A 25,395-nucleotide genomic window follows, 5' to 3' on the forward strand; every position below is an offset into this window, starting at 1 on the left:
CGCGGCTCAGCCGGCGCGGAAGATCAGGTGCTCTTCCCAGTCGTCTTCGGGCACCGAGCCCTCGGCGAGCATGCGGCCGGACTGGGAGATGCGCTCATGGTGCACGGCATCGGGGTCGCCGCAGACCAGGTGGTGCCACAGCGGCAGGCCCTTGCCCTCGGACACCAGGCGGTAGCCGCAGGTGGGCGGCAGCCACTGGAACTCGTCGGCCTGGGCCGGGGTGAGCTGGATGCAGTCCGGGACGCTGGCGCGGCGGTTGGCGTAGTCGGTGCAGCGGCAGGTCTTCAGGTCCAGCAGCTTGCAGGCGATGCGCGTGTAATAGACAGTGCCGTCGTCCTCGTCTTCCAGCTTCTGCAGGCAGCACAGGCCGCAGCCGTCGCACAGCGACTCCCACTCTTCCTGGTCGAGCTGGGCGAGGGTCTTGCGTTTCCAGAAGGGTTCGACTTTGGCGGCCATTTTTTGATCAGGGGCTATTTCACGGGGCGCAAAGTCTAAGCCCGCGGCGCGCGCAGGCCAAGCGCAGGCGACCATTGACCGCGCAGCGCTTGCCAGAGCGAGCCGCGCTGGTTAGTTTGATCGGCCCACGGACGCGGTCCGCCTGCCTTCCACCCGTGCCGCGGAACCGCCAACCACCCGATCCCACCGCGATGCCCGGCCGACCACGGCACCATCGGCAGATCCACGCCCTTCAAGGAGCCACCATGAGCGCCAACCCTCGCGTATCCGAGCACCCGATCGACCCGCAGTTCATCAATCGCTGGTCGCCCCGCGCCTTCAACGGCGAAGCCATTCCCGAAGCCACCCTGCTGAGCTTCATCGAGGCCGCACGCTGGGCGCCTTCCTCCTTCAACTCGCAGCCCTGGCGCTTCCTCTTCGCGCTGCGCGACACGCCGAACTGGCAGCGCTACCTGAACCTGCTGGGCGAATTCAACCGCGGCTGGGCGCAGAACGCCTCGGCGCTGGTGGTGGTGCTGTCCAAGACCACCTTCGCCCCGCCCGGCTCCAGCGAGGAAAAGCCTGCCCTGTGGCACAGCTTCGACACGGGTTCTGCCTGGGGCTTCCTCGCCCTGCAGGCGAGCCTGGCGGGCTGGCACACCCACGGCATGGCCGGCTTCGACCGCGAACTGGCGCGTTCCGAGCTGAAGGTCCCGGCGGACCATGAAATCCACGCGGTCATCGCCATCGGCAAGCTGGGCGACAAATCGATCCTCTCCGAAAGCCTGCAGGCCCGCGAAGTGCCGAATACCCGGCGCCCGCTGGCGGAAATCGTGGCCGAGGGTGATTTCTCGCTCTGACAGCTTCCAATCTTCTGTAAGAACGAGCTTGCTCGCTCCTACAGAAGAGCAAAAGAAAAGGCCCCGATTGGGGCCTTTTTCATGGGTGCGACAGCGGTCAGTAACCGCGACTGAAATCCACCTCGCCGCGCATGGCCTGACCGGCCCAGAAACGCGTGAGGTTGTCGCGGAACAGGTCGATCAGAAGGCTGGGCAGCGTCGGCGCGGCGGTGTGGCCGGTCAGCAGCAGCCGCGGCGTATGCCAGAACGGGTGCGACGCCGGCAGCGGCTCCTGGCGGCAGACGTCGATCACTGCGCCGGCCAGCTGGTTGGCCTCCAGCGCCGCGACCAGGTCCTCGTCCACCACCGAAGTACCACGCCCGGCATTGAGGAACAGCGCGGTGGGCTTCATCCGCTGGAACAGCGCGAGATTGTAGATATCCGCAGTTTCCGGCGTATCGGGCAGCAGGTTGATCACGTAGTCGGCGGTCTCGGCCAGTCGTGGCAGGTCATCCAGGCCGCCCATGCGACCAAAGGGCACCAGCGCGCGCGGGTTCTTCGCCACGCCAACCAGGTCCACGCCGAAGGGAGCGAGCATGTGCGCCACGGCCTGGCCGATTTCGCCGGTGCCGACGATGAGGATCTGCCGGCCACTCAGGCTGCCCGGCGGACGGTCGTCCCACTGCACGCCGACCTGGCTGGCCAGGCGTCCGAGGAACTGGCGTTCGTGGGCAAGCATGTAGGTGAGCAGGTACTCGGTCATGACCTGCCCGAAGATGCCGACGGCACGGGTCAGGGCGTAATCCTTGGGGAGGTCGTCGGCCAGCAGCGGGGTAATGCCCGCCCAGCTGGACTGGATCCATACCGGGTGCACGCCCTGGCGTAGCAGTTGCGCGGCCAGCGTCGGCTCGCCGAGCCACACGGGGCACTCTGCCGCGGCGTCCACCAGCTTGTCGGGATTATTGCCGGAGACCACCGTCAAACGGGGCTCGGCCGCCATCAGCAGGGCGGCATAGAGGGCGTGTTCGCGATCGAGTACGAGCAGGCGCATGGTCAGGCCTTTCGCTTCGAACGGTGGAGTATTTCCGGCTGGCGCATCTGGACTCGCTTCAAGGGAGCTTCCCTGGGGCAATCGTCGTCAGTTCTAGGGAAGTCAGGCGGCTATAGACACAGCCAGAGACCAAGCGTTCCGCTCCGTTGAACCCTTTTTACCCCTGCATAATGCGCTCAAGCCGCGCACTTGCACAGTGCCACCACCGGGCGGATGCGCGACCTGAGCGGCACGACGACACAGTCGCGATCAGACCGGGTCGTTCCGCCGCAGCAATTCCTCGGGGAGGTGCTGGATGTACTCCTCCTCCGCCGGCGGCATCTGCAGGTGGAAACCTTGTTTCTCGATGTTCTCCAGCACCAGGTGGATGTCCTCGCGGGCCAGCTGGCGTTCGGGGCTCAGGACCAGGTCGAAGGCGTGCTGCGGCGCGCCGAACGCGGCGAGCAGCGCCTCGGGCACACGGCTGAGGGCTTCGCGCTTGTCGACGTACAGGTACATCTCGTTCTTGCGCGGACTCTTGTAGATGGAGCAGATGCGTTTCATGTCGGTTCTTTCCGCTTTATCGAGTAGGCCGCGTCATTCGTCGGGCTGGGCGAGGCTGTCGAGCAGGGCCTGGCCCATCAGCTCGCGACGCCAGCCTTGCAGCGAATCGGGCAATTGATAGGGGCCGTTGGGCCAGCCGGTCTTGAGCAGGGCTTCGAGGATTTTCTTGCGCAGCATCAGTTCGGGCGCCATCTCCAGGCGCTCGGCTTCCTTCTGGCCGACTTCGCGCAGTTTCTTCAGCACCGGGGTGATCTCGCGCGGCAGCGGCTCGGGCAGGGTTTCGGGCCAGGCCGCTTCGGGCAGTTTCGCCGCGTGGGCTATCAGCGCGATCAGGGTATCGCCGTCCTGGCGCACGGTGCGGGGGTGCATGTCATCGATGCGCGCCAGGGCGACCTTGTCGACCGGCTGGAAGCGCGCCAGCGGCCACAGCGTGTGCTCGCGCAGAATGTGGTTGCGTGGCTTGTTGCGCAGCCGCGCCTGTTCCTCGCGCCAGACGCACAGTTCGCGCAGCACGGCCAACTGCTGGCGATTGAGCTTCCACGCCAGCTTGACGTCGAGGTAGGCCTGCTGCGGATCGCTGACACGGCTCTGGTTGTTGGTCAGGTCGGTGCCATCGGCCAGCAGCCACTGCAGCTTTTCGTCACTCAGGCGTGGTGCGAGCTTCACGTAGACTTCGGCCAGGTGCTGCACATCCTCGGCAGCGTAGCGTACCTGCATGTCGGTCAGCGGACGCTGCAGCCAGTCGGAGCGGGTTTCGTCCTTGGGCAGGTCGAGGCCGAGGATTTCCAGCACCAGCTTGGAGTAACCCATGGAATGCGGCATGCCCAGGTAGGCGGCGGCCAACTGGGTGTCGAACAGCGGCTGCGGCAGGCTGCCGGTCAGGCGCTGGAACACCTCCAGGTCCTCGCCGCAGGCGTGGAACACCTTGACCACCAGCGGCGACTCCAGCACGGCGGCGAACGGCGACCAGTCGCGGATCAGCAGCGGGTCGATCAGCCACACGCCGTTGCCGTCGCCCACCTGCACCAGCCCGGCGGCCGGGTAGAAGGTATCGACACGCATGAACTCGGTATCGAGCGCGAGGTAGGGCAGTTCTTTCCAGTCCTGGCACTTGCGCTCCAGGGTGGCATCGTCGCGAATCCACTGTATGTCGAGGATGGTCACGAACATCTCCTTCGTTTCGGTGCGCGCAGTATATAGAGATGCAGGATGTGCGAGCATTCCACTCGGCCATCGGTCCGTGACGACTGCATGGCAACTTCTACGCTTTGCCCCGTCCACAACTACAAGAAGGCAACTCGCGCATGAAAAAGCTTCTCGGACTGGTCGTCGTGCTGGTCCTGGCCCTGGCGGTCTACCTGGCGCTCACGCCCAGCCCCATCGACCCGCTGGCCTGGACGCCGCCCAAGGCGCCAGCGATGACCGGCGTAATGGAACCCAATGACACCCTGATGAAGGCCGAACTGCTCGCTCAGGGCCAGATCGTCGGCCCGGAGGACACGGCAGTGGACAGCCAGGGCAGGGTCTTCGCCGGGCTGGATGACGGGCGCATCGTGCGCATCGGCGCCGACGGCAAGGCCGAAACCTTCGTTGAGACCGGCGGTCGCCCGCTGGGCCTGGCGTTCGACAAGAGCGGCAACCTGATAGTCGCCGACGCCTGGAAAGGCCTGCTGCAGGTCGACCCGCAAGGCAGGATGCGCGTACTGACCGATTCGGCCGATGGCGTTCCCTTCGCCTTCACCGACGACCTGGACATCGCCAGCGATGGCCGCATCTACTTCAGCGACGCGTCCAGCCGTTTCCACCAGCCCGACTACATCCTCGATCTGCTCGAAGCCCGCCCCCACGGCCGCCTCCTTCGCTACGACCCGGCCACCGGCAGAACCGAGACGCTGCTCAAGGACCTGTACTTCGCCAATGGCGTGGCGTTGTCGCAGAACGAGGACTTCGTGCTGGTCAACGAGACCTACCGATACCGCATCACCCGCTACTGGCTCAAGGGCGAGAGGGCCGGGCAGCACGAGGTGTTCATCGACAATCTCCCGGGCCTGCCGGACAACCTCGCCAGCGACCGCAGCGGCACCTTCTGGGTCGCCCTGCCCTCGCCGCGCAAGGCCGACGCAGATGTGATCCAGCAGATGCCCTGGCTGAAACGCCAGCTAACCAAGCTGCCGCGCGCCGTCCTGCCCAAGCCGGTGGCCTATGGCCTGGTTATCCAGGTGAACGAGAAAGGCGAGATCGTGCGCAGTCTGCATGACACCAGCGGCCAGCACCTGCGCATGGTGACCTCGGCCAAGCCGGTGAACGGCGTGCTTTACCTGGGCAGCCTGGAAAACGACCGTATCGGCCGGCTGCCAATCCACTGAAGAATCCAGCCCCGCTGGCACCTCAGGCCGGCGTCTGTTCCTTCAGGGCAGGCGCCGGAGCAGGTGCGGCACTGGGGTCCAGCAGTTCCAGCATGCGCTCGCGTACCTCGCTCATCAGCGCCTCGATGCCGCGCTCGGTGAACTGGGTGGAGTCGATTGGCGCACCTACATGCACTTCCACCGGCATGCCGAGGTTCAGCTTCAGGCCACCGGCCGGCAGCAGTTGCTGGATGCCGCGGATAGCCACCGGGACTATGACCGCGTCGGTCTGCTGAGCCAGGCGGAAGCAGCCTTTCTTGAACGGCTGCAGCTTGCCATCCTTGGAACGGGTACCCTCGGGCGCGGCCCAGAGCACGATGCCGCTTTCCATCATTTCCCGCGCCTTCGCCAGGTCGGCCATGGCCTGGTGGCGGTTGTGCCGGTCGATGGACGGGAATTCCGCCGCACGCATGGCCGCGCCCCACACCGGCACGGCAAACAGCTCGCGCTTGGCGAGCATGCGGATCGAGCCCGGCAGGGTCACGAAGATCGCCGGGATATCGTAGAAGCTCGAATGGGTGCAGAGGATCATGTAGCGACGGCCATCGCCGAAGTCGGGCACCTCGCCATGGCGGCTCAGGCGCGCGCCCGTCAGGCGCAGCAGGCTGCCGGACCAGTCGCGGGTGAAGCCGTCGACCTTGGCGCGGCGCAGCCGGCCGATGGCGCCCAGCGCCAGGACCCGGACGCTGTAGCCCAGGGTGATCAGAACGGTCGCCAGTCCCACCAGGGCGACGCGCAGCGGGCCCGCCTTGCGCGGTGCCGGATGCTGGTTGTACATGTTCGCCAACTCCCACCAACTTTTCATCGTACAAGCCTTATGATGCGCCAAAGCCCCGTCACGACACAGGAACGCGCCCATGACCCAAGCCCGCCTGCTCACGCCCGAGCAACTGGCCGCCCGCCTCGATGACCCGAATCTCGTCCTGCTCGACTGCCGCTTCGCCCTCGAAGACCCGGCCTATGGCGCGCGCAGCTACCAGGAAAACCATATCCCCGGCGCGCATTTCGCCGACCTCAACCGCGACCTTTCCGCGCCGGTGATTCCGGGCGTCACGGGGCGCCATCCGCTGCCCGATCCCCAGCACCTGCTGGAACACCTGCGCGCCTGGGGCCTGAATGCCGATAGCGAAGTGGTGCTGTATGACGACGGTCCTGGCGCCTTTGCCGCTCGCGCCTGGTGGCTGCTGCTATGGCTGGGCAAGAGCGAGGGCGTCTATCTGCTCGACGGTGGGCTGACCGCCTGGCGCAATGCCGGCCTGCGTCTGACCACCGCCGAAACGCCGTTGCGCCCCGGCGACTTCAAGGGCGAGCCGGACAACAGCCTGCTGATCAGCGCCAGCGAACTGGCCATGAAGCTGGGCGATGCCGAACTGCCGCTGATCGACGCCCGCGGCCTGCCGCGCTTTCGTGGCGAGATCGAGCCCATCGACCCCGTCGCCGGACACATCCCCGGAGCCCAGTGCGCAGCCTTCACAGACAACCTGGGCAATGACGGCTGCTTCCTGCGCCCGGAACACCTGCATCAGCGTTTCGCCGCCCTGCTGCGCGGACGGCCGGCAGAGGAACTGGTGGCCTACTGCGGTTCCGGCGTCACCGCCTGCCACAATCTGTTCGCCCTGAGCCTGGCGGGCTACCCGCTGGGTCGCCTGTATGCCGGGTCCTGGAGCGAGTGGATTACCGATGCCCGCCGCCCGGTGGCCAAAGGCGACTGATCCGCCCGCTCTGGCGGGAAAAACGGAAGGCGCTTCACACCGCCGCCTTCCGTTCCTATGGATAGGTGTCAGGGCATCGGTCAGACTCGTGCCCATTCTTCAAAGGAGTGATCCCATGCCTTCGCGCATCCGCCAAACCCTGTTCGCCAGTCTGTTGCTGGGCCTGTGCAGTGCCATCCCCGTCCAGGCCGCAGAACTGGAAGCAACCCCCTGCGCCATCCAGGACGAATGGTCCGATCTCTATGGCGAGGACCTGGTGAAGGCCGCCAAGGCCGGCCATGCCAGCGCCCAGTACACCCTCGGCCTGGAATACGACGCCGGCAGCGACGAGTACGACCAGGATTATGAAAAAGCCGCGTACTGGTACGAGAAGGCCGCCAAGCAGGGCCATGCCTGCGCCCAATACAACCTGGGCAACGCCTATGACAACGGCGACGGCGTGGAACAGGACCCGGCCAAGGCGGTGTTCTGGTACCAGAAAGCCGTCGACCAAGGCGACAAGGATGCGCAGTTCAACCTCGCGATCATGTACGAGAACGGCACCGGTGTGACCCGCAGCTACAAGAAGGCCTTCGCCCTCTACCTGCTCTCGGCGGAGCAAGGCGATGTGGATGCCCAGTTCCAGGTCGCGGAAAGCTACGCCAAGGGCCGCGGCGTGGCGAAGAACCCGGCGCAGGCGCGCGTCTGGTACCAGAAAGCAGCGGACCAGGGCCACGAAGAGGCCGAGGAGAAGCTCGCTGCAATGCCGGAGTTACCACCGAGCATCTAATTGCCAGAAGGAATATGAAGGGTTTCTGCGCCGACGAAACAATTTAAAAACAGACCTTTACATCATCTTCATCGCACTACACTTCAATTCGAGCGGCTAAGTCCGCTTCCGGCGGGGCCGAGGATAATCATCAGAAGCTGCCAAGACGCCCAGCCCCGCCGGCCATTGATGACGAGGATGTCATGGGAATCGCCGCGAATGATCTCTGCCAGTATGTGATCCGCCCCACCCTGCAGTACCTGGGGCGTCACAGTGTCGCGGCCGAATCGCTGCTGCTGGGGGCAGCGGCCTGTCAGTCGGCGCTGGGGAGCGCCCTCGATGACAGCCATGGCCACGGGCTGTATCGCATCGGTGAACAACGGCACCAGACGCTCTGGGACGGATTCCTGGCGCTGGACCCCGAGCTGGCCAGCCGCGTGAGAGGGCTGGCCAGCCAGCACGCCTTCCTCGACGCACCGCATCTCGAACTCACGGTCAACCTGCGCTACAGCACCGCCATCGCCTGGATGCTGGTGGAGGCGGAGCGACTGGCCCTGCCGCTGACGGACGACCCCATGGAACTGGCCCGGGTATGGCGCCAGGTTTTCCACCCTCATGGACGCCTTCACGACTTCGTCGATGCCTGGCACAGCTACGTCGGAAATTTCAGTCGAGTCGCCTGAATACTCCACGCCCGAATGGTGACCAATCGGTCAGAAATAATTTACATACAGCGACGAACGGACATCAATCAGATGGAACGCTCGTTTGAGCCTCGAAGCCCAAGGTAGAGCGCCTGCCGACCACTACCCAAGACCCGGGAATCTTGGTAGCTTGCGCGCCGATAAACACAGGAGTTGCTCTTACAATGAAAACAACATGGCTCAAGACCACCCTCGCACTGACCATTAGCGCTGCCTCCGCCCAGGTGTTTGCCAACGGCATCGCCATCAACGAGCAGAGCGCCAGCGGCGCCGGTACCGCCTACGCGGGCCGCGCTTCCTCGGCATTGGACGCCAGCACCATCTACGGCAACCCTGCCGGCATTTCCAAGCTCAAGCGAACTGAAGTCAGCGGCGGTCTGGCCGTGGTGTCCGCCAAGGACGACATCAGCGACGCCCACAGCAGTGCCTCGGGCTCCAACAAGGGCGACTCCGTCCCGGTTGCCGCTGTTCCCTTCGGCTACTTCTCCACCCCGCTGGACGACAAGGTCAGCGTCGGCCTGGGCATCTACGTGCCCTACGGCATCATCAACGACTACGAAAGTGGCTTCCAGGGCCGTTCCCACGGTTCCTACAGCAAGGTCCAGGTGATCACCGTCCAGCCGACCATCAGCTACAAGTTCAACGACGTGGTGGCTGTCGGCTTCGGCCCGACCATCAACCGCATCGACGGCAAGCTGGAGAACTACCTGAACACCGGCGCGCTGAACGGCGCCCTCGGCGGCAACGGCGACGACACCAAGATCAGCATCAAGGGCGACGATACCGCCGCCGGTTTCAACGTCGGCGTACTGGTCACCCCGACCGAGAGCACCTCGCTCGGCGCGACCTACCACTCCAAGGTCAAGTACAAGCTCGACGGCCACACCACCGTGTCCAACTCCCCGGGCGGCCTGTTCGATTCGCGCATGAACGCCAGCCTGGACATCACCCTGCCCGAGTCCCTGGACCTGTCCATCACCCAGAAGCTGGATGACCGCTGGACCGTCTACGGCGGCACCACCTGGACGCGCTGGAGCCGTCTGAAGTCCATCGAAGTGCAGAATACCGGTGCTCCGTTGGCGGCCTTCGATACCATTGGCGAGGACCTGAGCTGGCACGACACCTGGTCCGCCGCGATCGGTACTTCCTACCAGTACAACGACCAGTGGGTGCTGCGTACCGGCTTCGCCTACGATCCGTCGCCGACCACCAACGAGCACCGCAACGTGCGCATCCCGGTGGGTGATCGCAAGATCTTCACCCTGGGCGCCGGTTACTCGCCCAACGCCGACATGACCTTCGACGTGGCCTACGCCTATCTGTGGGAATCCACCGCTGGCGTGAACCAGCAGGACGGTCAGGAACTGGCCGGCATGCAACTGCAGCCTGCCTACAGCGCCAAGTACGACAACAGCGCCCACGGCCTGACCGCACAGATGACCTATCGCTTCTGATAGCCACGCTGTGACATGAAAAAGCCGGGCTTGATGCCCGGCTTTTTCATGTCGGTGTTCGCAGTGCAGTTTTTTCGCAGGAGCGAGCCCTCAAGGGGCTTCTTCGGGGTGCGCATGCTCGCGGCAGATCAGTTCGCCAGCGCCCGCCTCCAGCGGCTCCCCAGTCAACCCGCAGTGCGCACCGTCCTCCCGCTTCTGGTGAAAACGACAGGTCCGGCACAGACCAAAGCCCGGCACGTTTTCCTGACGCTGCACGGCGCCCAGCAGTTCCCGCAGCAGCTCGACCAGCAACTCGCCGCGCGCCCCCATGGCCTCCTCCGCATTACGCAGGAAAGCCGGCGGTACCAGGGCATCGATCAGTCCCCTGCCCTGCGTCGTCAGTTCCAGATGCACGCTGCGACGATCCTGCGCATCCGGGCGCTTCTCGATCAGGCCCTTGGCCTCCAAGGCCTTGAGCGACTGGGATACCGTGCCCTTGGTCAGCCCGAGGAAATCCGTCACGCCCAGCGGCGTATTCGAATAGCGATTGCAGCGCGCCAGGTAGTTCAGCGCGCTCAGCTGGATCGGCTGCAGATCGGCCATCAGCGGCTGCTCGCGCGCCCAGGCGCGCATCAGGCTGGCGATGCGTTCGAGGTAGTCGTACAGGGGCGTATCGGTCATGGCTGATCCCTCCGATAGATAGTATCGATCAAAAACCAGTTTGACAGAAGCTTCTTTTCGGTCGCAGACTGAATTGGTATCGCATCGATACCAATTCATCAGGAGAACGATCATGAGCAAAGCCGTTTATTACCATGCTGGTTGCCCCGTCTGCGTCGAAGCCGAGCGCGCGCTGCTGCCGCTGCTGAACCGCGAAGTCGAAGTCGTGCATCTGGGCGGGCAATCGCCACGCGTTGCCGAAGCCGAAGCGGCTGGGGTGAAATCCGTACCGGCGCTGGTGGTCGATGGGCAGGTGCTGCACCTGAACTTCGGCGCCGCCCTTGCCGATCTGAAATAGGGCGGGAGGCATGAGCGACTACCAGCCGCTGCACTGCGATCTCCACGATTACCTGGAAATCGCCTGCCTGTACCGCTACTGGCTGCGTATCGAGTTGCGTGACGGCCTGGCGTTCGACGCCCAGGCCTTCACCACGCACACGCGGCGAAGCTCGCATGGAATGCTGGAGGAAACGCTGGAGGTGCGGGTCGACGATGCCAGCCGGGAATTCCGGCTGGACCGTCTGCGCGCCATCACGCCGTTGTCGGCGCAGGCGCTGTTCGGCAGGGTGGAACTGAATCCCGCAGGCTGAACGACCTCACCACATGAGGTCGTCGGGCACAACGTAGTCCTTGTAGGGATCGTCTTCGTCGGGCTCACCGCTGGGCACGCTGAGAACGATGATGCGGCGCTCGTCGCGCTCCTGGATGCGCAGCGCGGCGTCACGCGGCACGATCTCATAGCGACCGTCGTAGCTGACAATGGCCAGGCTGCCGCGGCTGAGCTTGTCGCGGATCAGATCGTTGACCGCGATGCGCTTGACCTTCTTGTTGTCGACGAAGTTGTAGTAATCGTCGGACTCGAGCTTCGGCAGGCGCGTACCCTCGATCAATTGCTTGATCTGAGCGGTCTTGGCCTTCTTCTCGGCCTTTTCCTGCTGCTGGCGGTTCAGCTCGGCGTCGCGGGCCTGTTTCTCGGCCTGGGCTTGCAGGGCCGCCTGACGCTGGCTGTCGTCCTTCTGCACCTGGTTCTTGTGTTCCAGGCGCTGCTGCTTCTGCTTCTGCTTGCCGGCCTGCTTGGCCTGCTTCTCGTTGACCAGCCCGGCTTTCAGCAACTGATCACGCAATGACATGCTCATGAATCGAGGCTCTCCAACAGCCCATAATGTTGCAGGACAAATCCCAGACCAACGCATAGGTGCGGCCGGATCATCCTCAGGGGGTATAATCCTCGGGCCTGTGCCAGCGCAGCGCAAGTGCCTGGCTCGAAATCACTCATCTGGAGCGGACTCGTAACCTCCATGCTGAAGCTCATCGTTCTCGCGATACTGGCCATCTTCCTCGTCGCCATCCTCTATGTGCACCTGCGCGGCAAGGTGCGGCTGCCCTTCTTGCGCCAGGTGGTGAACCACTCCGCCTGGTTCGCCCCGTACAACTCGCTGATGTACCTGAACTCCAGCGTACCGTCCAAGCCCTACCTGGACCGCGAGCGCTTCCCCGAGCTCGACAAGCTGCGCGACAACTGGCAGATGATCCGCGAGGAAGCCGAGAAGCTGTTCGACGAGGGCTACATCCGCGACGCCCTGAACAACAACGAAGCCGGATTCGGCTCGTTCTTCAAGAAGGGCTGGACCCGCTTCTACCTGACCTGGTACGACGGCCCGCTGCCCTCGGCGCAGCAGCTCTGCCCGAAGACCGTGGAACTGGTGAGCAGCATCCCCAACGTCAAGGGGGCGATGTTCACCCGCCTGCCGCCGCGCAGCCACCTGAACAAGCACCGCGACCCCTACGGCGGCTCGCTGCGCTACCACCTGGGCCTGGCCACGCCGAACTCCGAAGACTGCCGCATCTTCGTCGACGGCCAGCCCTACGCCTGGCGCGACGGCCAGGACGTGATGTTCGACGAGACCTTCGTCCATTGGGTGAAGAACGAAACGGACGAATCGCGCCTGATCCTCTTCTGCGATATCGAGCGCCCGCTCAAGTCGCCGCTGCTGACCCGCATCAACCGTCGCGTCAGTGCCTTCCTCGGACGCGCCACGGCGCCGCAGAACGTCGAGGGCGAGCGCGTTGGCGGAATCAACCAGGCCTACTCGGTGCTGATCCGATTCGGCAACGCCGTGGGCAGCAAGGTGAAGGTGTTCAAACGCGCCTATCCCAAGGCCTACCGCATCGGCCGGCCGCTGCTTGCGGTAGCGGTGCTGGTGCTGATCCTGCGCTGGCTGTTCGGCTGACTCTCAGCGACCTGCAGGGGCGCGCCATGCGCGCGCTCGCGGGATCGACCGCTCCTGCAATTCAGCTCCGGAACCATTTGCCAAGAACCATGAAGAAGCCCCGCGATTGCGGGGCTTCTTCATGGGGGCCGATTCAGGCAAGCCAGGATTTATCCACAGCTGAGCGGGTTCTTCTCATCGCGCTTGGCAGCGCCCCACAGCTCGTCCATCTCCTCCAGGTTACTGTCTTCCAGGGTACGGCCCTGGTCGCGCAGCGCTGTCTCGATATAGCGGAAGCGCCGTTCGAACTTGGCGTTGGCGGCACGCAGGGCGGTTTCCGGATCGACCTTGAGCTTGCGCGCCAGGTTGACCACCACGAACAGCAGGTCGCCCACCTCTTCCGCCTGGGCATCGGTGTCACCGCCGGCCATGGCTTCAAGCACTTCGTCCAGCTCCTCGCGCACCTTGTCCACCACCGGCAGGGCGTCGGCCCAGTCGAAGCCGACCTGAGAGGCGCGCTTCTGCAGTTTGGCGGCGCGGCTCAGCGCTGGCAGCGCATTGGGCACGTCGTCCAGCAGGGACAGCTGCACCGGCTCGGCGGCCTTGGCGGCGCGCTCCTCGGCCTTGAGCTCTTCCCAGCGCTGCTTGACCGCCGCCTCCGCCAGCTTCGCCGGGTCCGACTCGCCATACAGGTCGCCGTCGGGGAAGACATGGGGGTGGCGGCGGATCAGCTTGGTGGTGATGCCATCGACCACCGAGTCGAACTCGAATCGCCCTTCTTCGCGCGCCAACTGGGCGTAGTAGACAACCTGGAACAGCAGGTCGCCCAGTTCCTCGCGCAGATGGTCGAAGTCGCCACGCTCGATCGCGTCGGCAACCTCGTAGGCTTCCTCGAGGGTATACGGGACTATGGTCGCGTAGCTCTGCTTCAGATCCCACGGGCAGCCGTGCTGCGGGTCGCGCAGCCGGGCCATCAGGTAAAGCAGGTCTTCGAGCTTATGCATCCTTGGCTCCCGCCCCACGGTCGCGCCGCGCCTCGATGATGTTGGGCAGCTGCGAGATACGCGCCAGCAGGCGACCCAGCGAGTCGAGACCGGGGATCTCGATGGTCAGGCGCATGATCGCGGTGTTGTCTTCCTTGTCCGAACGGGTGTTCACCGCCAGCACGTTGATGCGCTCGTTGAGCAGCATCTGCGAGACGTCGCGCAGCAGGCCGGAACGATCGTACGCGCGGATGACGATATCCACCGGATAGGTGCTGACCGGCACCGGCCCCCAGCTGACCTGGATGATCCGCTCCGGCTCGCGACCGGCCAGTTGCAGCGCAGTAGCGCAGTCCTGGCGGTGGATGGTTACGCCACGGCCCAGAGTGATGTAGCCGACGATCGGGTCGCCCGGCAGCGGCTGGCAGCAGCCGGCCATCTGCGTGAGCAGGTTGCCGACGCCCTGGATCTGGATGTCGCCGCGCTTGCCGTGGCCGATCTTGCTCGGCTTGCGCGGGATGAGTTCCAGCTGCTCGGTGCCGCGCTCGGGCTCCACCAGCTGCTGCGCGTAGTTGACCACATGGGCCAGACGCAGGTCGCCGGCACCCAGCGCGGCGAACAGGTCTTCACCGGTCTTGTAGTTGGCCTTCTCGGCGAGCTTCTCGAAGTCCACCGGCGGCAGCGCCAAGCGGGCCAGCTCGCGTTCGAGCATGGCCTTGCCCGCGGCGACGTTCTGGTCGCGCGCCTGCAGCTTGAACCAGTGGACGATCTTCGCCCGCGCCCGCGACGTGGTCACGTAGCCCAGGTTCTGGTTCAGCCAGTCGCGGCTCGGCCCGCTCTGCTTGCCGGTGATGATCTCCACCTGCTCGCCGGTCTGCAGGCTGTAGTTCAGCGGGACGATGCGACCGTTGATCTTGGCGCCACGGCAGTTGTGGCCGACCTCGGTATGCACGCGGTAGGCGAAGTCCAGCGGCGTAGAACCCTTGGGCAGGTCGATGGCGTGGCCGTCGGGGGTGAAGACGTAGACCCGGTCGGGTTCGATATCCACCCGCAGCTGCTCGGCCAGGCCGCCGATGTCGCCCAGTTCCTCGTGCCACTCGAGCACCTGGCGCAGCCAGGAAATCTTCTCTTCGTAGTGGTTGGAACTGGCCTTGACGTCGGTACCCTTGTACCGCCAATGCGCGCAGACGCCCAGTTCGGCTTCCTCGTGCATGGCATGGGTGCGGATCTGCACTTCCAGCACCTTGCCCTCGGGGCCGATCACCGCGGTGTGCAGCGAGCGGTAGCCGTTCTCCTTGGGGTTGGCGATGTAGTCGTCGAATTCCTTGGGGATGTGCCGCCACAGGGTGTGCACGATGCCCAGCGCGGTGTAGCAATCGCGCATTTCCGGCACCAGCACGCGCACGGCGCGCACGTCGTAGATCTGGCTGAAGTCCAGGCCCTTGCGCTGCATCTTCCGCCAGATGGAATAGATGTGCTTGGCGCGCCCGGAGAGGTCTGCCTTGATGCCGGTAGCGGCCAGGGCTTCCTTGAGCTGCCCCATGACGGTGGCGATGTATTGCTCGCGGTCCAGCCGGCGCTCGTGCAGCAGCTTGGCGATCTGCTTGTACTGATCGGGCTCCAGGTAGCGGAAGGACAGGTCCTCCAGCTCCCACTTGATGTGGCCGATACCCAGGCGGTGGGCCAGCGGCGCGTAGATGTCGAACACCTCGCGGGCGACGCGCATGCGCTTTTCTTCGTCGCCGTTCTTCACCGCGCGGATGGCGCAGGTGCGCTCGGCCAGCTTGATCAGCGCGACGCGCACGTCGTCGACCATGGCCACCAGCATCTTGCGCAGGTTCTCGATCTGCGCCTGGGTGCCGAGCACCAGGGACTGCCGCGGGTTGAGGCTGGTACTGATCGCAGCCATGCGCAGCACGCCTTCGATCAGCTTGGCGACGACAGGGCCGAAGCGCTGCGCCACGTCCTCGAGCTTGACCTTGCCCTCGCGCACGCCACGGTAGATCACCGCGGCGACCAGGGACTCCTGGTCGAGCTTGAGGTCCGCCAGAATCTCGGCGATCTCCAGGCCCGTCTGGAAGCTTGAAGTGCCGTCCGCCCAGGAGTTGTCAGCCGTGCTGACAGCCCTGTCTTCCACCTCGCGAGCGAACTCGCAGGCTTCCAGCAGGACCTTGCGATCCAGGCCCGGGACCAGAGTCTGGACATGGTCCAGCCAGGCCTCGAGATTGATGCTGCCGTCGGTGTTGACCGGCTGGTGCGCTCTCACCTGTACCATCGTGTCTACCCTTCCCCACGGTGCGCCACAACACACCGCTCACTGCGCCGGCCTTTCTTGCTTGAGCCGGTCGGATTGCGCAAGCCTTCCTAGCCTGCCTCGAACAAAGCCATGGCCTCGACATGGGCCGTCTGCGGGAACATGTCGAGGATGCCGGCACGCTTGAGACGATAACCCTGTCGGGCCAGTTCGCCAGCATCGCGTGCCAGGGTCGCCGGGTTGCAGGACACATAGAGTACCCGCTCCGCGCCCAGTGAACGCATCTGCCGCGCCGGTTCGAAGGCTCCGTCACGCGGAGGGTCGAGCAGCACGGCGGTGAAATCCTCCGCCGCCCAGGGGGCGGCGGCAAGCGGTTTCGTCAGGTCCGCCTGATGGAACCGGGTATTGGCCAGGCCATTGGCCAAGGCATTGGCGGCGGCGCGCGCGACCATGGTCTGCACGCCTTCCACGCCAACCACCTCGCGCACCTGGCGCGCCAGCGGGAGGGCGAAGTTGCCCAGGCCGCAGAACAGGTCCAGCACGCGCTCATCGCTGCCCGGCTTCAGCCAGTCCAGCGCCTGGGCAACCATGGCCTCGTTCACCGGCTCGTTCACCTGAACGAAGTCGCCAGGGCGATAAGCCAGGGTCAGATTCCAGGCTTCGAGCCGGAAGCCGAGCTCGCGGTTCCCAGTGTTTTCTGCACCGTCGCAGCAGAGCGTCGGTTCGCCGTCACCCTGCAACCACAGTTGCACATCCCGTGCCGAACAGAATTCCAGCAGTCGCGCGCGGTCGCCATCGGACAAAGGTTCGATATGCCGCAGCAGCAGCGCGCTGGAAGTGCCATGGAACAGCTCGACATGGCCCAGGCACTGCGGCTTGGCGAAGCCTCGTAGCAGTTCCGGCAGCTCGCGGGCGAGGACCTGCAGCTCGGGCACCAGCACCAGGCAGTCGTCGAAGGCGACGATGGCCTGGCTGGCGGCGGCGCGGAAGCCGACGTCCAGGCGCCTGGCCTTCACATCCCAGCGCACGGCGAGGCGGGCGCGGCGACGATAGCCGAATTCCGGCCCGACCAGCGGCGCAGCCCATTGATCCGGGACCAGGCCGGAGAAGCGCTCCAGTTGCTCGGCCAGGGTGCGCTGCTTGAGCGCCAGTTGATCGGCGTGGGACAGGTGCTGCAGGCTGCAGCCGCCACAGGTGCCAGCCACCGGGCAAGGCTCGGCGCGGCGATTGGCGGCGGCGGTGAGGATACGTTCGCTACGGGCGTCGACGATCTGCGCGCGAGCGGACAGCACGCGGGCCTCCACCGACTCACCCGGCAGGGCGTTGTCGACGAACCAGGTCCGCCCTTCGACATGGGCAATGCCACGGCCGTCGTGGGCCAGGCGCTCGATGTTCAGGCGCTGCTTCTTGCCCACCGGTACCGCAGGGCTGCGCGCTCCGCCGCTGGGCTGGAAGCGCAGGCCGGATCTCTGCTTGGCCATGTCAGTTGGAGTCGAACACGCCCGAGGACAGGTAACGGTCGCCACGGTCGCAGATGATCGCCACCAGGGTCGCGTTTTCCAGTTCGCGCGACAGGCGCAGCATGGCTGCCACCGCGCCACCGGAGGACACGCCACAGAAGATGCCCTCTTCGCGGGCCAGGCGGCGCATCACGTCCTCGGCTTCGCTCTGCTGCATGTCGACGACGCGGTCGACGCGGGTAGCGTCGAAGATCTTCGGCAGGTACTCCTGCGGCCAGCGGCGGATGCCGGGGATGGCCGAGCCTTCCATCGGCTGCAGGCCGACGATCTGCACGTTGGGGTTCTGCTCCTTGAGGTAGCGCGACACACCCATGATGGTGCCCGTGGTGCCCATGGAACTGACGAAATGGGTGATCTCTCCGCCGGTCTGCTGCCAGATTTCCGGGCCGGTGGAATGGTAGTGGGCGATCGGGTTGTCGCCGTTGGCGAACTGGTCGAGCACCTTGCCCTGGCCTTCGCGCGCCATCTGGTCGGCGAGGTCGCGGGCGCCTTCCATGCCCTGCTCCTTGGTCACCAGGATCAGCTCGGCGCCGTAGGCGGTCATCGCGGCCTTGCGCTCGGCTGTGGAGTTGTCGGGCATGATCAGAATCATGCGGTAGCCCTTGATCGCCGCCGCCATCGCCAGGGCGATGCCGGTGTTGCCGGAGGTGGCTTCGATCAGCGTGTCGCCGGGCTTGATGTCGCCGCGCAGTTCGGCACGGGTGATCATCGACAGCGCCGGACGATCCTTCACCGAACCCGCGGGGTTGTTGCCCTCGAGTTTCACCAGCAGGGTGTTGGAGGTTTCCCCGGCCAGGCGCTGCAGGCGCACCAGCGGGGTGTTGCCGACGCAATCGGCGATAGTCGGGTACTGCACGGTCATGGAGGCACTCGGTTCCGGATCGCGAGAGGGGATGACTCCCTATGATACCGGCAAACGACGCCCCGCCATACGAAACTTCCTAACAAGCCGTATTCAGCGGCCAGCAGCCACCTCAGGCCACTGCCGCATCCGGCAGGCGCAGGTGCACGCGCAGCCCCGCCCCGGCGCAATCGGCCCATAGCTCGCCGCCCTGCATGCGCAGGGAGCTTCGGGCGATGCTCAGCCCCAGGCCGAATCCTTCGCCGGAGCGCGCAGCGGAAAGCCGGGTAAAGGGCAGGAAGATGCGCTCCAGGTCACTTTCCGGCACGCCCGGGCCATCGTCCTCCAGCCACAGGTGCCAGCCGCCGGTCTCGCGCCGGCCGCTCAGGCGGATGCGGCCGTTTTCCGGCGAATGACGGATGGCGTTGCGCAGCAGGTTTTCCAGCGCCTGCGCCAGCCCGTTGAGATGGCCGCGCACTCGGCAGTCCGCCGGCACCTGATAAAGGAAGCGCTCGGAACCCCAGCCCGCCTCGAAGCGCGCATCGTCGACCAGCAGGTCCCACAGCGAGCGCAGGTCGATCTCTTCCTGCTCCACGCGCGGGCGTTCGGTGTCCAGCCAGGCCAGCTCCAGGGTATCGGCGACCAGTCGCTGCATCACCTCCACCTCACGCTCCACGCGCTGGCGCAGCGCCGCCTCGTCGATGGAGCTTTCACCCGCCACCCGCAGACGGCTCAGTGGCGTACGCAGTTCATGGGACAGATCGCGCAGCAACTGGCGCTGCAGGCCGACGTGGCCACGCAGGCGCTCGGCCATGTGGTCCAGCGCACGCCCCAGTTCCCCGAGTTCGTCGCGGCGGGCAATCAGTTCCGGGCCGGCGACCGAGCCGAGGTTATCCGCCTGCAAGGCGTTGGCGTGTTCGCGCAACCGCCCGAGCGGACGCACCAGACGGCGATAGATCAGCCCGCAGAGCATCAGGGCAAGGATCGCCGGCACCAGCGCATGGCTGAGGGACTGGCGCAGGAAGGTCAGGCCACCGGGCAGGAAGCGCTGCGGCAGTTGCACGACCAGGCGGCCAGCCGAAGGATCGTCCGGGAAGGGAATGCCGATGAACGGAAGGTTCACCGAACGCGAGCTCACCGGCCAGTCCAGCCCGCGCTGGAAGGTCAGGTGCGCCACGTCCTCCAGGGGCAGCGGCTGCGTGCCGAGCGACTGCAAGCGAGCATCCACCGCGACCATCCACACCGGCTCGCGCTGCTGCATCTGCGCCAACCAGGCATCGACACCTGCCGCCCCGCCGGTACGCCAGGCTTGCTGGGCCTCGTCGGCATAGCCGGCGAGCACCTGCCGCGCCGAGTCGGAGAGGAAGTAGCTGTCGCGCTCCATCTGCTTGCCCCAGTTCCACGACAGCCAGATCACCGACAGGCACAGCGCCACGAGGGCAACGGCGAGCTTCCAGAACAGCGAGTGGCGGCCGGGCATGTCAGTCCTCGGCCTCGGCGAATACGTAGCCCTTGCCCCAGACGGTATGCAATTGGTGACGCACGTAGCCGATGGCCTGCAGCTTGCGGCGCAGGTGGCTGACGTGCATGTCCAGGCTGCGGTCGTGGGCGGTTAAGGGACGGTGCAGCACGTGCTGATAAAGGAAGGGCTTGCTCAGCGTCTCGCCCTGGCTGCCGAGGAAGGTTTCCAGCAGGCGGTACTCGGTGCCGGTCAGGCCGGCCCACAGGCCATCGAGGGCGACGTCATCCTTCAGCGGGTCCATCTGCAGCCCGGTCGGGGCCGAGCTCAGGGGCTGGCTGCCGCGCTCCAGCGCCACACGGCGCAGCACCGCGTCCACGCGCACGCTCAGCTCGGCGAGGCTGAAGGGCTTGGGCAGGTAGTCGTCGGCACCCTGGGAGAAACCGGCGATGCGATCCTGTTCGGCGCCCAGGGCGGACATCAGGATCACCGGCACCGCGCGCTCGCGGCGCAGGGTGCGGAGGATGTCCAGGCCACCGGTTCCGGGCAACATGATGTCCATCAGCACCAGGTCGTAGTCGCCGCCGCGCGCCTGGGCCAGCCCTTCGTTGCCATCCTGGCACCAGGTGACTTCGAAGCCGCGTTCGCTCAAATGGGAAGACAGATGGGCGCCCAGGGTCGGGTCGTCCTCGATGGTCAGCAGGCGCAAGCCGGAGGAAGCGATGACATTCATATTAAATAAGAGTGATTAGCAATTGCGTGAAGTATTCACGATTCCACGCGCTCCCGGCAAGGCAAAGGGCTTCCGCCGAAGGTCCGAACCGCTACACTGCCGGGGATAAACGCATCGGAGGAAGCGCGTGTTCAAGGATCTCGGCATCAAGGGACGGGTACTGCTGCTCACCCTGCTGCCCACCAGCCTGCTGGCGCTGGTGCTGGGCGGCTATTTCACCTGGGTGCAGCTGTCGGACATGCACGCCCAGTTGATCGAGCGCGGCCAACTGATCGCCGAGCAACTGGCGCCGCTGTCCGCCCCGGCCATGGCCAACCACAACAACGAGCTGCTCGAGCGCATCGCCAACGAGGCGCTGGACCAGCCCGACGTGCGCGCCGTGACTTTCCTCAATCCGGACAGGGAAAGGCTGGTCCATGCCGGCCCCAGCATATTGACGCCGATGCCCAGTGGAGACGGCTCGCACCTGAGCATGGCGAGCAACCTGGACACCACCCACTTCCTCCTGCCGGTGCTGGGCAAGCACCGCAGCCTGTCCGGCGACCCGGACGACGATGCCGAGAAGCTGCTGGGCTGGGTCGAGCTGGAGCTGTCGCACCACGGCACCCTGCTGCGCGGCTACCGCAGCCTGTTCACCAGCCTGCTGCTGATCGGCGCGGGCCTGGCCGTTACCGCCCTCCTCGCCCTGCGCATGAGCCGCGCGATCAACGCGCCGCTGGGGCAGATCGCCCAGGGCGTCGCGCAGCTCAAGGAAGGTCGCCTGGAAACCCGCCTGCCCGCGTTGGGCAGCCATGAACTGGACGAACTGGCCGGCGGCATCAACCGCATGGCCGAAGCATTGCAGAGCGCCCAGGAAGAAATGCAGCACAACATCGACCAGGCCACCGAGGACGTGCGGCAGAACCTGGAGACCATCGAGATCCAGAACATCGAGCTGGACCTGGCGCGCAAGGAGGCCCTGGAGGCGAGCCGGATCAAGTCCGAGTTCCTCGCCAACATGAGCCACGAGATCAGCACCCCGCTCAACGGCATCCTCGGCTTCACCAACCTGCTGCAGAAGAGCGAGATGACCAGCCGCCAGCAGGATTACCTCTCCACCATCCACAAGTCCGCCGAGAGCCTGCTGGGGATCATCAACGAGATCCTCGACTTCTCGAAGATCGAGGCCGGCAAGCTGGTGCTGGAGAACATCCCGTTCAACCTGCGCGAGCTGATCCAGGACACCCTGACCATCCTCGCCCCCGCCGCCCACGAGAAGCACCTGGAGCTGGTCAGCCTGATCTACCGCGACACCCCGCTGCAGCTGGTGGGCGACCCGCAGCGGCTGAAGCAGGTGCTGACCAACCTGGTGAGCAACGCCATCAAGTTCACCCACGATGGCAGCATCGCCGTGCGCGCCATGCTCGAGGACGAAAGCGACGACCGCGCGCAATTGCGCATCAGCGTGCAGGACACCGGCGTCGGCCTGACCGACGCCGACCTGCGTGCGCTGTTCCAGGCCTTCAGCCAGGCCGACAATTCGTTGTCGCGCCAGGCCGGCGGCACCGGGCTGGGGCTGGTGATCTCAAAACGCCTGATCGAACAGATGGGCGGCGAGATCGGCGTGGAAAGCAGCGCCGGCGACGGCTCCGAATTCTGGATCAGCCTCAACCTGCCCAAGGCCCGCGACGACGGCGACGATTTGCCCCACGCCTTGGCCGGCGGTCTGCGCGTGGCGTTGTACGAGCCCCACGAACTCACGCGTACCGCCCTGCACCACCAGCTGGAAGACTGCGGCCTGGAAGTCACCGAGTTCCCCGACCTCGCCACGCTGCAGAAGACCCTGCTGGACGGGCCGGCGGACAAGGCGCCGATCACCCTGGCGCTGCTGGGCGTGACCGCTGCGGACCACCCGCCCGAGGCACTGCGCCAGTCCATCCGCGAGCTGGAACAGCACGGCTGCAAGAGCCTGGTGCTCTGCCCGACCATCGAGCAGGCGCATTACAACGATGTGCTGCCCGATGCCCAGGTGCAGAGCAAACCCGCCTGCACCCGCAAGCTGCAGCAGGCGATGAATGAACTCCTGCACCTGCGCCCGAGCCGCCGCGAGAAGAGCGTCAACGGCGTACTGGAACGCACGCCGCGCCTGCTTTGCGTCGACGACAACCCGGCCAACCTGCTGCTGGTGAAGACCCTGCTGACCGACCTGGGGGCCGAGGTCCTCGCCGTCGACAGCGGACTGGCCGCCGTCGAGGCAGTGCAGCGCGAGCGCTTCGACCTGGTCTTCATGGACGTGCAGATGCCGGTCATGGACGGCCGCCAGGCCACCGAGGCGATCCGCCACTGGGAAAGCGAACGCGAGGTCAGCCCCGTGCCGATCATTGCCCTCACCGCCCACGCCCTGGCCAACGAGAAGCGCGCCCTGTTGCAGGGCGGCATGGACGATTACCTGACCAAGCCGATCGACGAGCGCCAGCTAGTCCAGGTGATCCTCAAGTGGACCGGCCTGGCATTGGGCGAGCCGCGCGATGAGCGTCCACGCCCGGCCCAATCTTCCCTGGAAGGCCTCAGCGTACTGGACCCGGAGGAAGGCCTGCGCCTTGCCGCCGGCAAGCCGGAACTGGCCGCCGACATGCTCGGCATGCTGCTTGCCTCGCTGTCCGCGGACCGCCAGGTGATCCGCCAGGCGCGCGAGCGCAACGACCGCAATACCCTGCTCGAACGCATCCACCGCCTGCACGGCGCCACCCGTTACTGCGGCGTGCCGATGCTGCGCGCCGCCTGCCAGCGCGCCGAGACGCTGCTCAAGCAGAACGAACCGGACGCCCCAGCCGCGCTGGACGAACTGGACAAGGCCATGGCCGAGCTGGCACAAGCGACCGAGGGCCGACTCGAAGTTGAAACCGGCCAGACGCACTGAGGACGGAATCCAAGCGATGCGCATCATCCTGTTCAGCAACCAGACCTACGACCGCGACAGCTTCCTCGCCGCCAATCGCGACCACGGCTTCGAGCTGCATTTCCAGCAGGCGCAGCTGCGCGAGGACACCGTCGCCCTGGCCATGGGCTTCGAAGTGGTCTGCCCCTTCGTCAACGACGACCTGTCACGCCCGGTGCTGGAACATCTGGCGGCCGGCGGTACGAAATTGATCGCCCTGCGCTCGGCCGGCTACAACCATGTCGACCTGGCCGCCGCCCAAGCGTTGGGGCTCGCCGTCGTGCGCGTACCGGCCTATTCGCCCCACGCCGTAGCTGAACATGGCGTAGGGCTGGTCCTGGCACTGTGTCGGCACCTGCATCGGGCCTACAACCGCACCCGCGAAGGCGATTTCTCGCTGCACGGCCTGACCGGCTTCGATCTGCACGGGCGCAGCGTCGGGATCATCGGCAGCGGGCAGATCGGCGAAGTCTTCGCCCGCATCATGAGCGGCTTCGGCTGCCACATCCTGGCCTATGACCCTTACCCCAACCGCGCCATCGAGGCCCTGGGCGGCCGCTTCGTCGAACTGGACGAGCTGCTCGCGCAATCCGACATCATCAGCCTGCACTGCCCGCTCAACGAGGCGACCAAACACCTGATCAACGCCCAGAGCCTTGCGCGCATGAAGTACGGCGCCATGCTGATCAACACCGGCCGCGGCGCACTGGTCGATACCCCGGCGCTGATCGAGGCGCTGAAAAGCGGCCAGCTCGGCTACCTCGGCCTGGACGTCTACGAAGAGGAAGCCGACATCTTCTTCGCCGACCGCTCCGATCAGCCGCTGCAGGACGATGTACTGGCGCGCCTGCTGACCTTCCCCAATGTGATCATCACGGCGCACCAGGCCTTCCTGACCCGCGAGGCGCTGGCCGGAATCGCCCAGACCACCCTGGCCAACATCGCCGCCTGGCAAGCCGGCAATCCGGTCAACCTGGTGAAAAACTGAGCAGAAGGCGCTCGCATCCGCACGCCACGCGCCCTAGAATGCCGCGCTTTCCCGGAGGACCCATGGCCCAGCACGATTTCCGCTACACCCTGCTCAACCCGCAATTCACCCTCAATGAGTGCCGCGCACTGACTCCGGGCCGCTACCAGGTCACCGGCATCGGTGGCTCGATCAAGGCCGGCGACACAATGCTGGTCAGCCTCAAGGGCAGCAAAAGCCTGAGCATGACGCTGGAAGTGGAAAAGGTCCGACACCTGATCAACCCGCCGGGGCAGTGGATGGCCGTGGCCAAGGGTCCGGTGTTCCGTGAACTGGGTATCCACGAGTGGAAGGTCAATTGCGACGGCTGCGAGGCTACACTGGACTTCGAATTCGCCGTCGATGCCACCCTCGGCAAGGCTGCCCAGCAGCCCGCCGCCGAGCAGCGCATCGCCGAACTCGGATGGGCCAAGGTCGGCAATCGCCACCTCTGCCCGGATTGCCAGAGCAAGGAGACTGCATGAAAGCCCTGATCGCCAGCGCCTGCACCGCGCTGGCCCTGGCCGGCTGCGCCAGCAAGCCGGTCCCCGAAACCGAGCAGACCTACCGCGTGGAATGGGTCGGCGAGCGCCCGCTGCTCGATTACACGCATATCAGCCTGACCCTGGACGGCAACGGCCGAGCCTACGGCAGCGCCGGCTGCAACCACTGGTTCGCCAGCTACAGGCTCGAAGGCGAGCAGCTGACCTTCGGCCAGCCCGGCGCCACCCGCAAGCTGTGCGCCGACCTGGTGATGGAGCAGGAACAGCAGTTCCTCAAGATGCTCGGCGAAGTGCAGCGCTGGGATATCACCGAAGAAGGCGAGCTGCGCCTGTGGCCGGTGTCGGGTCGCGCCATGCGCCTGTGGCCCGAAGGCTGACC

The 25,395-nt window shown here is 65.7% G+C and carries 26 protein-coding genes; 13 read left to right on the top strand and 13 right to left on the bottom strand.

Annotated features, from left to right (window positions below):
• Positions 1–6: 6 nt before the first annotated feature.
• Entirely contained in the window at positions 7–456 is a 450-nt protein-coding gene (locus MJ122_RS02225; RefSeq protein ID WP_239742059.1) for a YcgN family cysteine cluster protein, read from the bottom strand.
• 245 nt (positions 457–701) lie between these two features.
• Between MJ122_RS02225 and MJ122_RS02230 the strand changes: the two genes are divergently transcribed.
• Complete coding sequence (locus MJ122_RS02230) at positions 702–1,295, top strand: nitroreductase family protein (RefSeq protein ID WP_017518498.1); 594 nt, start codon at positions 702–704, stop codon at positions 1,293–1,295.
• 97 nt (positions 1,296–1,392) lie between these two features.
• On the opposite strand, the gene MJ122_RS02235 is transcribed toward MJ122_RS02230, so the two are convergent.
• The 3 genes from MJ122_RS02235 to rnd all read right to left on the bottom strand — a co-directional run bounded on the left by MJ122_RS02235 (position 1,393) and on the right by rnd (position 4,038).
• A complete protein-coding gene (locus tag MJ122_RS02235; RefSeq protein ID WP_088416606.1) occupies positions 1,393–2,325 on the bottom strand; it encodes a D-2-hydroxyacid dehydrogenase in 933 nt (310 codons plus the stop codon).
• Between the two features lie 249 nt (positions 2,326–2,574).
• Positions 2,575–2,868 carry a YcgL domain-containing protein gene (locus MJ122_RS02240; RefSeq protein WP_017518496.1) on the bottom strand — a complete coding sequence of 98 codons (294 nt, stop codon included), beginning with the start codon at positions 2,866–2,868 and terminating at the stop codon, positions 2,575–2,577.
• 33 nt (positions 2,869–2,901) lie between these two features.
• Positions 2,902–4,038, bottom strand: coding sequence for a ribonuclease D (rnd, locus tag MJ122_RS02245; RefSeq protein ID WP_017518495.1), 1,137 nt, complete (start codon positions 4,036–4,038; stop codon positions 2,902–2,904).
• Positions 4,039–4,172: 134 nt separating this feature from the next.
• Between rnd and MJ122_RS02250 the strand changes: the two genes are divergently transcribed.
• Positions 4,173–5,234, top strand: a complete 1,062-nt coding sequence (locus MJ122_RS02250) for an SMP-30/gluconolactonase/LRE family protein (protein ID WP_088416604.1) — start codon at positions 4,173–4,175, stop codon at positions 5,232–5,234.
• Between the two features lie 22 nt (positions 5,235–5,256).
• On the opposite strand, the gene MJ122_RS02255 is transcribed toward MJ122_RS02250, so the two are convergent.
• Positions 5,257–6,051, bottom strand: a complete 795-nt coding sequence (locus MJ122_RS02255; RefSeq protein ID WP_239742061.1) for a lysophospholipid acyltransferase family protein — start codon at positions 6,049–6,051, stop codon at positions 5,257–5,259.
• 79 nt (positions 6,052–6,130) lie between these two features.
• Here MJ122_RS02255 and MJ122_RS02260 point away from each other — a divergent pair, with 79 nt between their 5' ends.
• From MJ122_RS02260 to MJ122_RS02275, 4 genes are all read left to right on the top strand, one after another.
• Positions 6,131–6,985: a sulfurtransferase gene (locus tag MJ122_RS02260; protein WP_239742064.1), complete on the top strand. Its 855-nt coding sequence runs from the start codon at positions 6,131–6,133 to the stop codon at positions 6,983–6,985.
• Between the two features lie 115 nt (positions 6,986–7,100).
• The gene (locus tag MJ122_RS02265; protein WP_088416602.1) at positions 7,101–7,754 is read left to right on the top strand and encodes a tetratricopeptide repeat protein; all 654 of its coding nucleotides are present in this window, start codon (positions 7,101–7,103) and stop codon (positions 7,752–7,754) included.
• Positions 7,755–7,936: 182 nt separating this feature from the next.
• The gene (locus MJ122_RS02270) at positions 7,937–8,416 is read left to right on the top strand and encodes a hypothetical protein (RefSeq protein ID WP_088416601.1); all 480 of its coding nucleotides are present in this window, start codon (positions 7,937–7,939) and stop codon (positions 8,414–8,416) included.
• Between the two features lie 185 nt (positions 8,417–8,601).
• A complete protein-coding gene (locus tag MJ122_RS02275) occupies positions 8,602–9,891 on the top strand; it encodes an outer membrane protein transport protein (protein WP_239742066.1) in 1,290 nt (429 codons plus the stop codon).
• Between the two features lie 90 nt (positions 9,892–9,981).
• Here MJ122_RS02275 and MJ122_RS02280 read toward each other — a convergent pair whose 3' ends face one another.
• The gene (locus tag MJ122_RS02280; protein ID WP_239742067.1) at positions 9,982–10,551 is read right to left on the bottom strand and encodes a MarR family transcriptional regulator; all 570 of its coding nucleotides are present in this window, start codon (positions 10,549–10,551) and stop codon (positions 9,982–9,984) included.
• Between the two features lie 112 nt (positions 10,552–10,663).
• Here MJ122_RS02280 and MJ122_RS02285 point away from each other — a divergent pair, with 112 nt between their 5' ends.
• Entirely contained in the window at positions 10,664–10,888 is a 225-nt protein-coding gene (locus MJ122_RS02285) for a thioredoxin family protein (RefSeq protein WP_239742069.1), read from the top strand.
• Positions 10,889–10,898: 10 nt separating this feature from the next.
• Positions 10,899–11,180, top strand: a complete 282-nt coding sequence (locus MJ122_RS02290) for a Rho-binding antiterminator (protein ID WP_239742071.1) — start codon at positions 10,899–10,901, stop codon at positions 11,178–11,180.
• Positions 11,181–11,186: 6 nt separating this feature from the next.
• Here MJ122_RS02290 and MJ122_RS02295 read toward each other — a convergent pair whose 3' ends face one another.
• The gene (locus MJ122_RS02295) at positions 11,187–11,726 is read right to left on the bottom strand and encodes a DUF2058 domain-containing protein (RefSeq protein ID WP_026078973.1); all 540 of its coding nucleotides are present in this window, start codon (positions 11,724–11,726) and stop codon (positions 11,187–11,189) included.
• A gap of 162 nt (positions 11,727–11,888) precedes the next feature.
• Here MJ122_RS02295 and MJ122_RS02300 point away from each other — a divergent pair, with 162 nt between their 5' ends.
• Positions 11,889–12,821, top strand: coding sequence for an aspartyl/asparaginyl beta-hydroxylase domain-containing protein (locus tag MJ122_RS02300; RefSeq protein ID WP_239742073.1), 933 nt, complete (start codon positions 11,889–11,891; stop codon positions 12,819–12,821).
• Positions 12,822–12,970: 149 nt separating this feature from the next.
• Here the strand turns inward: MJ122_RS02300 and mazG are convergent, their stop codons facing one another.
• From mazG to MJ122_RS02330, 6 genes are all read right to left on the bottom strand, one after another.
• Positions 12,971–13,804, bottom strand: a complete 834-nt coding sequence (mazG, locus tag MJ122_RS02305) for a nucleoside triphosphate pyrophosphohydrolase (protein WP_088416595.1) — start codon at positions 13,802–13,804, stop codon at positions 12,971–12,973.
• Positions 13,797–16,058 carry a GTP diphosphokinase gene (relA, locus tag MJ122_RS02310; protein WP_017518482.1) on the bottom strand — a complete coding sequence of 754 codons (2,262 nt, stop codon included), beginning with the start codon at positions 16,056–16,058 and terminating at the stop codon, positions 13,797–13,799. Before relA ends, mazG begins: the two co-directional genes overlap by 8 nt.
• Before the next feature lie 89 nt (positions 16,059–16,147).
• The gene (rlmD, locus tag MJ122_RS02315) at positions 16,148–17,518 is read right to left on the bottom strand and encodes a 23S rRNA (uracil(1939)-C(5))-methyltransferase RlmD (protein ID WP_088416594.1); all 1,371 of its coding nucleotides are present in this window, start codon (positions 17,516–17,518) and stop codon (positions 16,148–16,150) included.
• Between the two features lies 1 nt (position 17,519).
• A complete protein-coding gene (gene cysM, locus MJ122_RS02320) occupies positions 17,520–18,419 on the bottom strand; it encodes a cysteine synthase CysM (RefSeq protein ID WP_088416593.1) in 900 nt (299 codons plus the stop codon).
• Between the two features lie 112 nt (positions 18,420–18,531).
• The gene (locus MJ122_RS02325; protein ID WP_239742076.1) at positions 18,532–19,878 is read right to left on the bottom strand and encodes a sensor histidine kinase; all 1,347 of its coding nucleotides are present in this window, start codon (positions 19,876–19,878) and stop codon (positions 18,532–18,534) included.
• 1 nt (position 19,879) lies between these two features.
• Complete coding sequence (locus tag MJ122_RS02330) at positions 19,880–20,590, bottom strand: response regulator transcription factor (RefSeq protein ID WP_239742077.1); 711 nt, start codon at positions 20,588–20,590, stop codon at positions 19,880–19,882.
• 127 nt (positions 20,591–20,717) lie between these two features.
• On the opposite strand from MJ122_RS02330, the gene MJ122_RS02335 reads away from it, so the two are divergent.
• The 4 genes from MJ122_RS02335 to MJ122_RS02350 all read left to right on the top strand — a co-directional run bounded on the left by MJ122_RS02335 (position 20,718) and on the right by MJ122_RS02350 (position 25,393).
• Positions 20,718–23,489 carry an ATP-binding protein gene (locus MJ122_RS02335; protein ID WP_239742079.1) on the top strand — a complete coding sequence of 924 codons (2,772 nt, stop codon included), beginning with the start codon at positions 20,718–20,720 and terminating at the stop codon, positions 23,487–23,489.
• A 16-nt stretch (positions 23,490–23,505) separates the two neighbouring features.
• Complete coding sequence (locus MJ122_RS02340; protein WP_239742081.1) at positions 23,506–24,495, top strand: 2-hydroxyacid dehydrogenase; 990 nt, start codon at positions 23,506–23,508, stop codon at positions 24,493–24,495.
• Between the two features lie 62 nt (positions 24,496–24,557).
• Complete coding sequence (locus tag MJ122_RS02345; RefSeq protein WP_045212435.1) at positions 24,558–24,998, top strand: hypothetical protein; 441 nt, start codon at positions 24,558–24,560, stop codon at positions 24,996–24,998.
• Positions 24,995–25,393 (top strand): META domain-containing protein, encoded by a 399-nt coding sequence (locus MJ122_RS02350; RefSeq protein ID WP_088416587.1) that lies wholly within the window; start codon positions 24,995–24,997, stop codon positions 25,391–25,393. Before MJ122_RS02345 ends, MJ122_RS02350 begins: the two co-directional genes overlap by 4 nt.
• The last annotated feature ends 2 nt before the right edge of the window (positions 25,394–25,395 follow it).

This window comes from Pseudomonas sp. DP-17, from assembly GCF_022380625.1.
Taxonomy (GTDB): Bacteria; Pseudomonadota; Gammaproteobacteria; order Pseudomonadales; family Pseudomonadaceae; genus Pseudomonas; species Pseudomonas nitroreducens_A.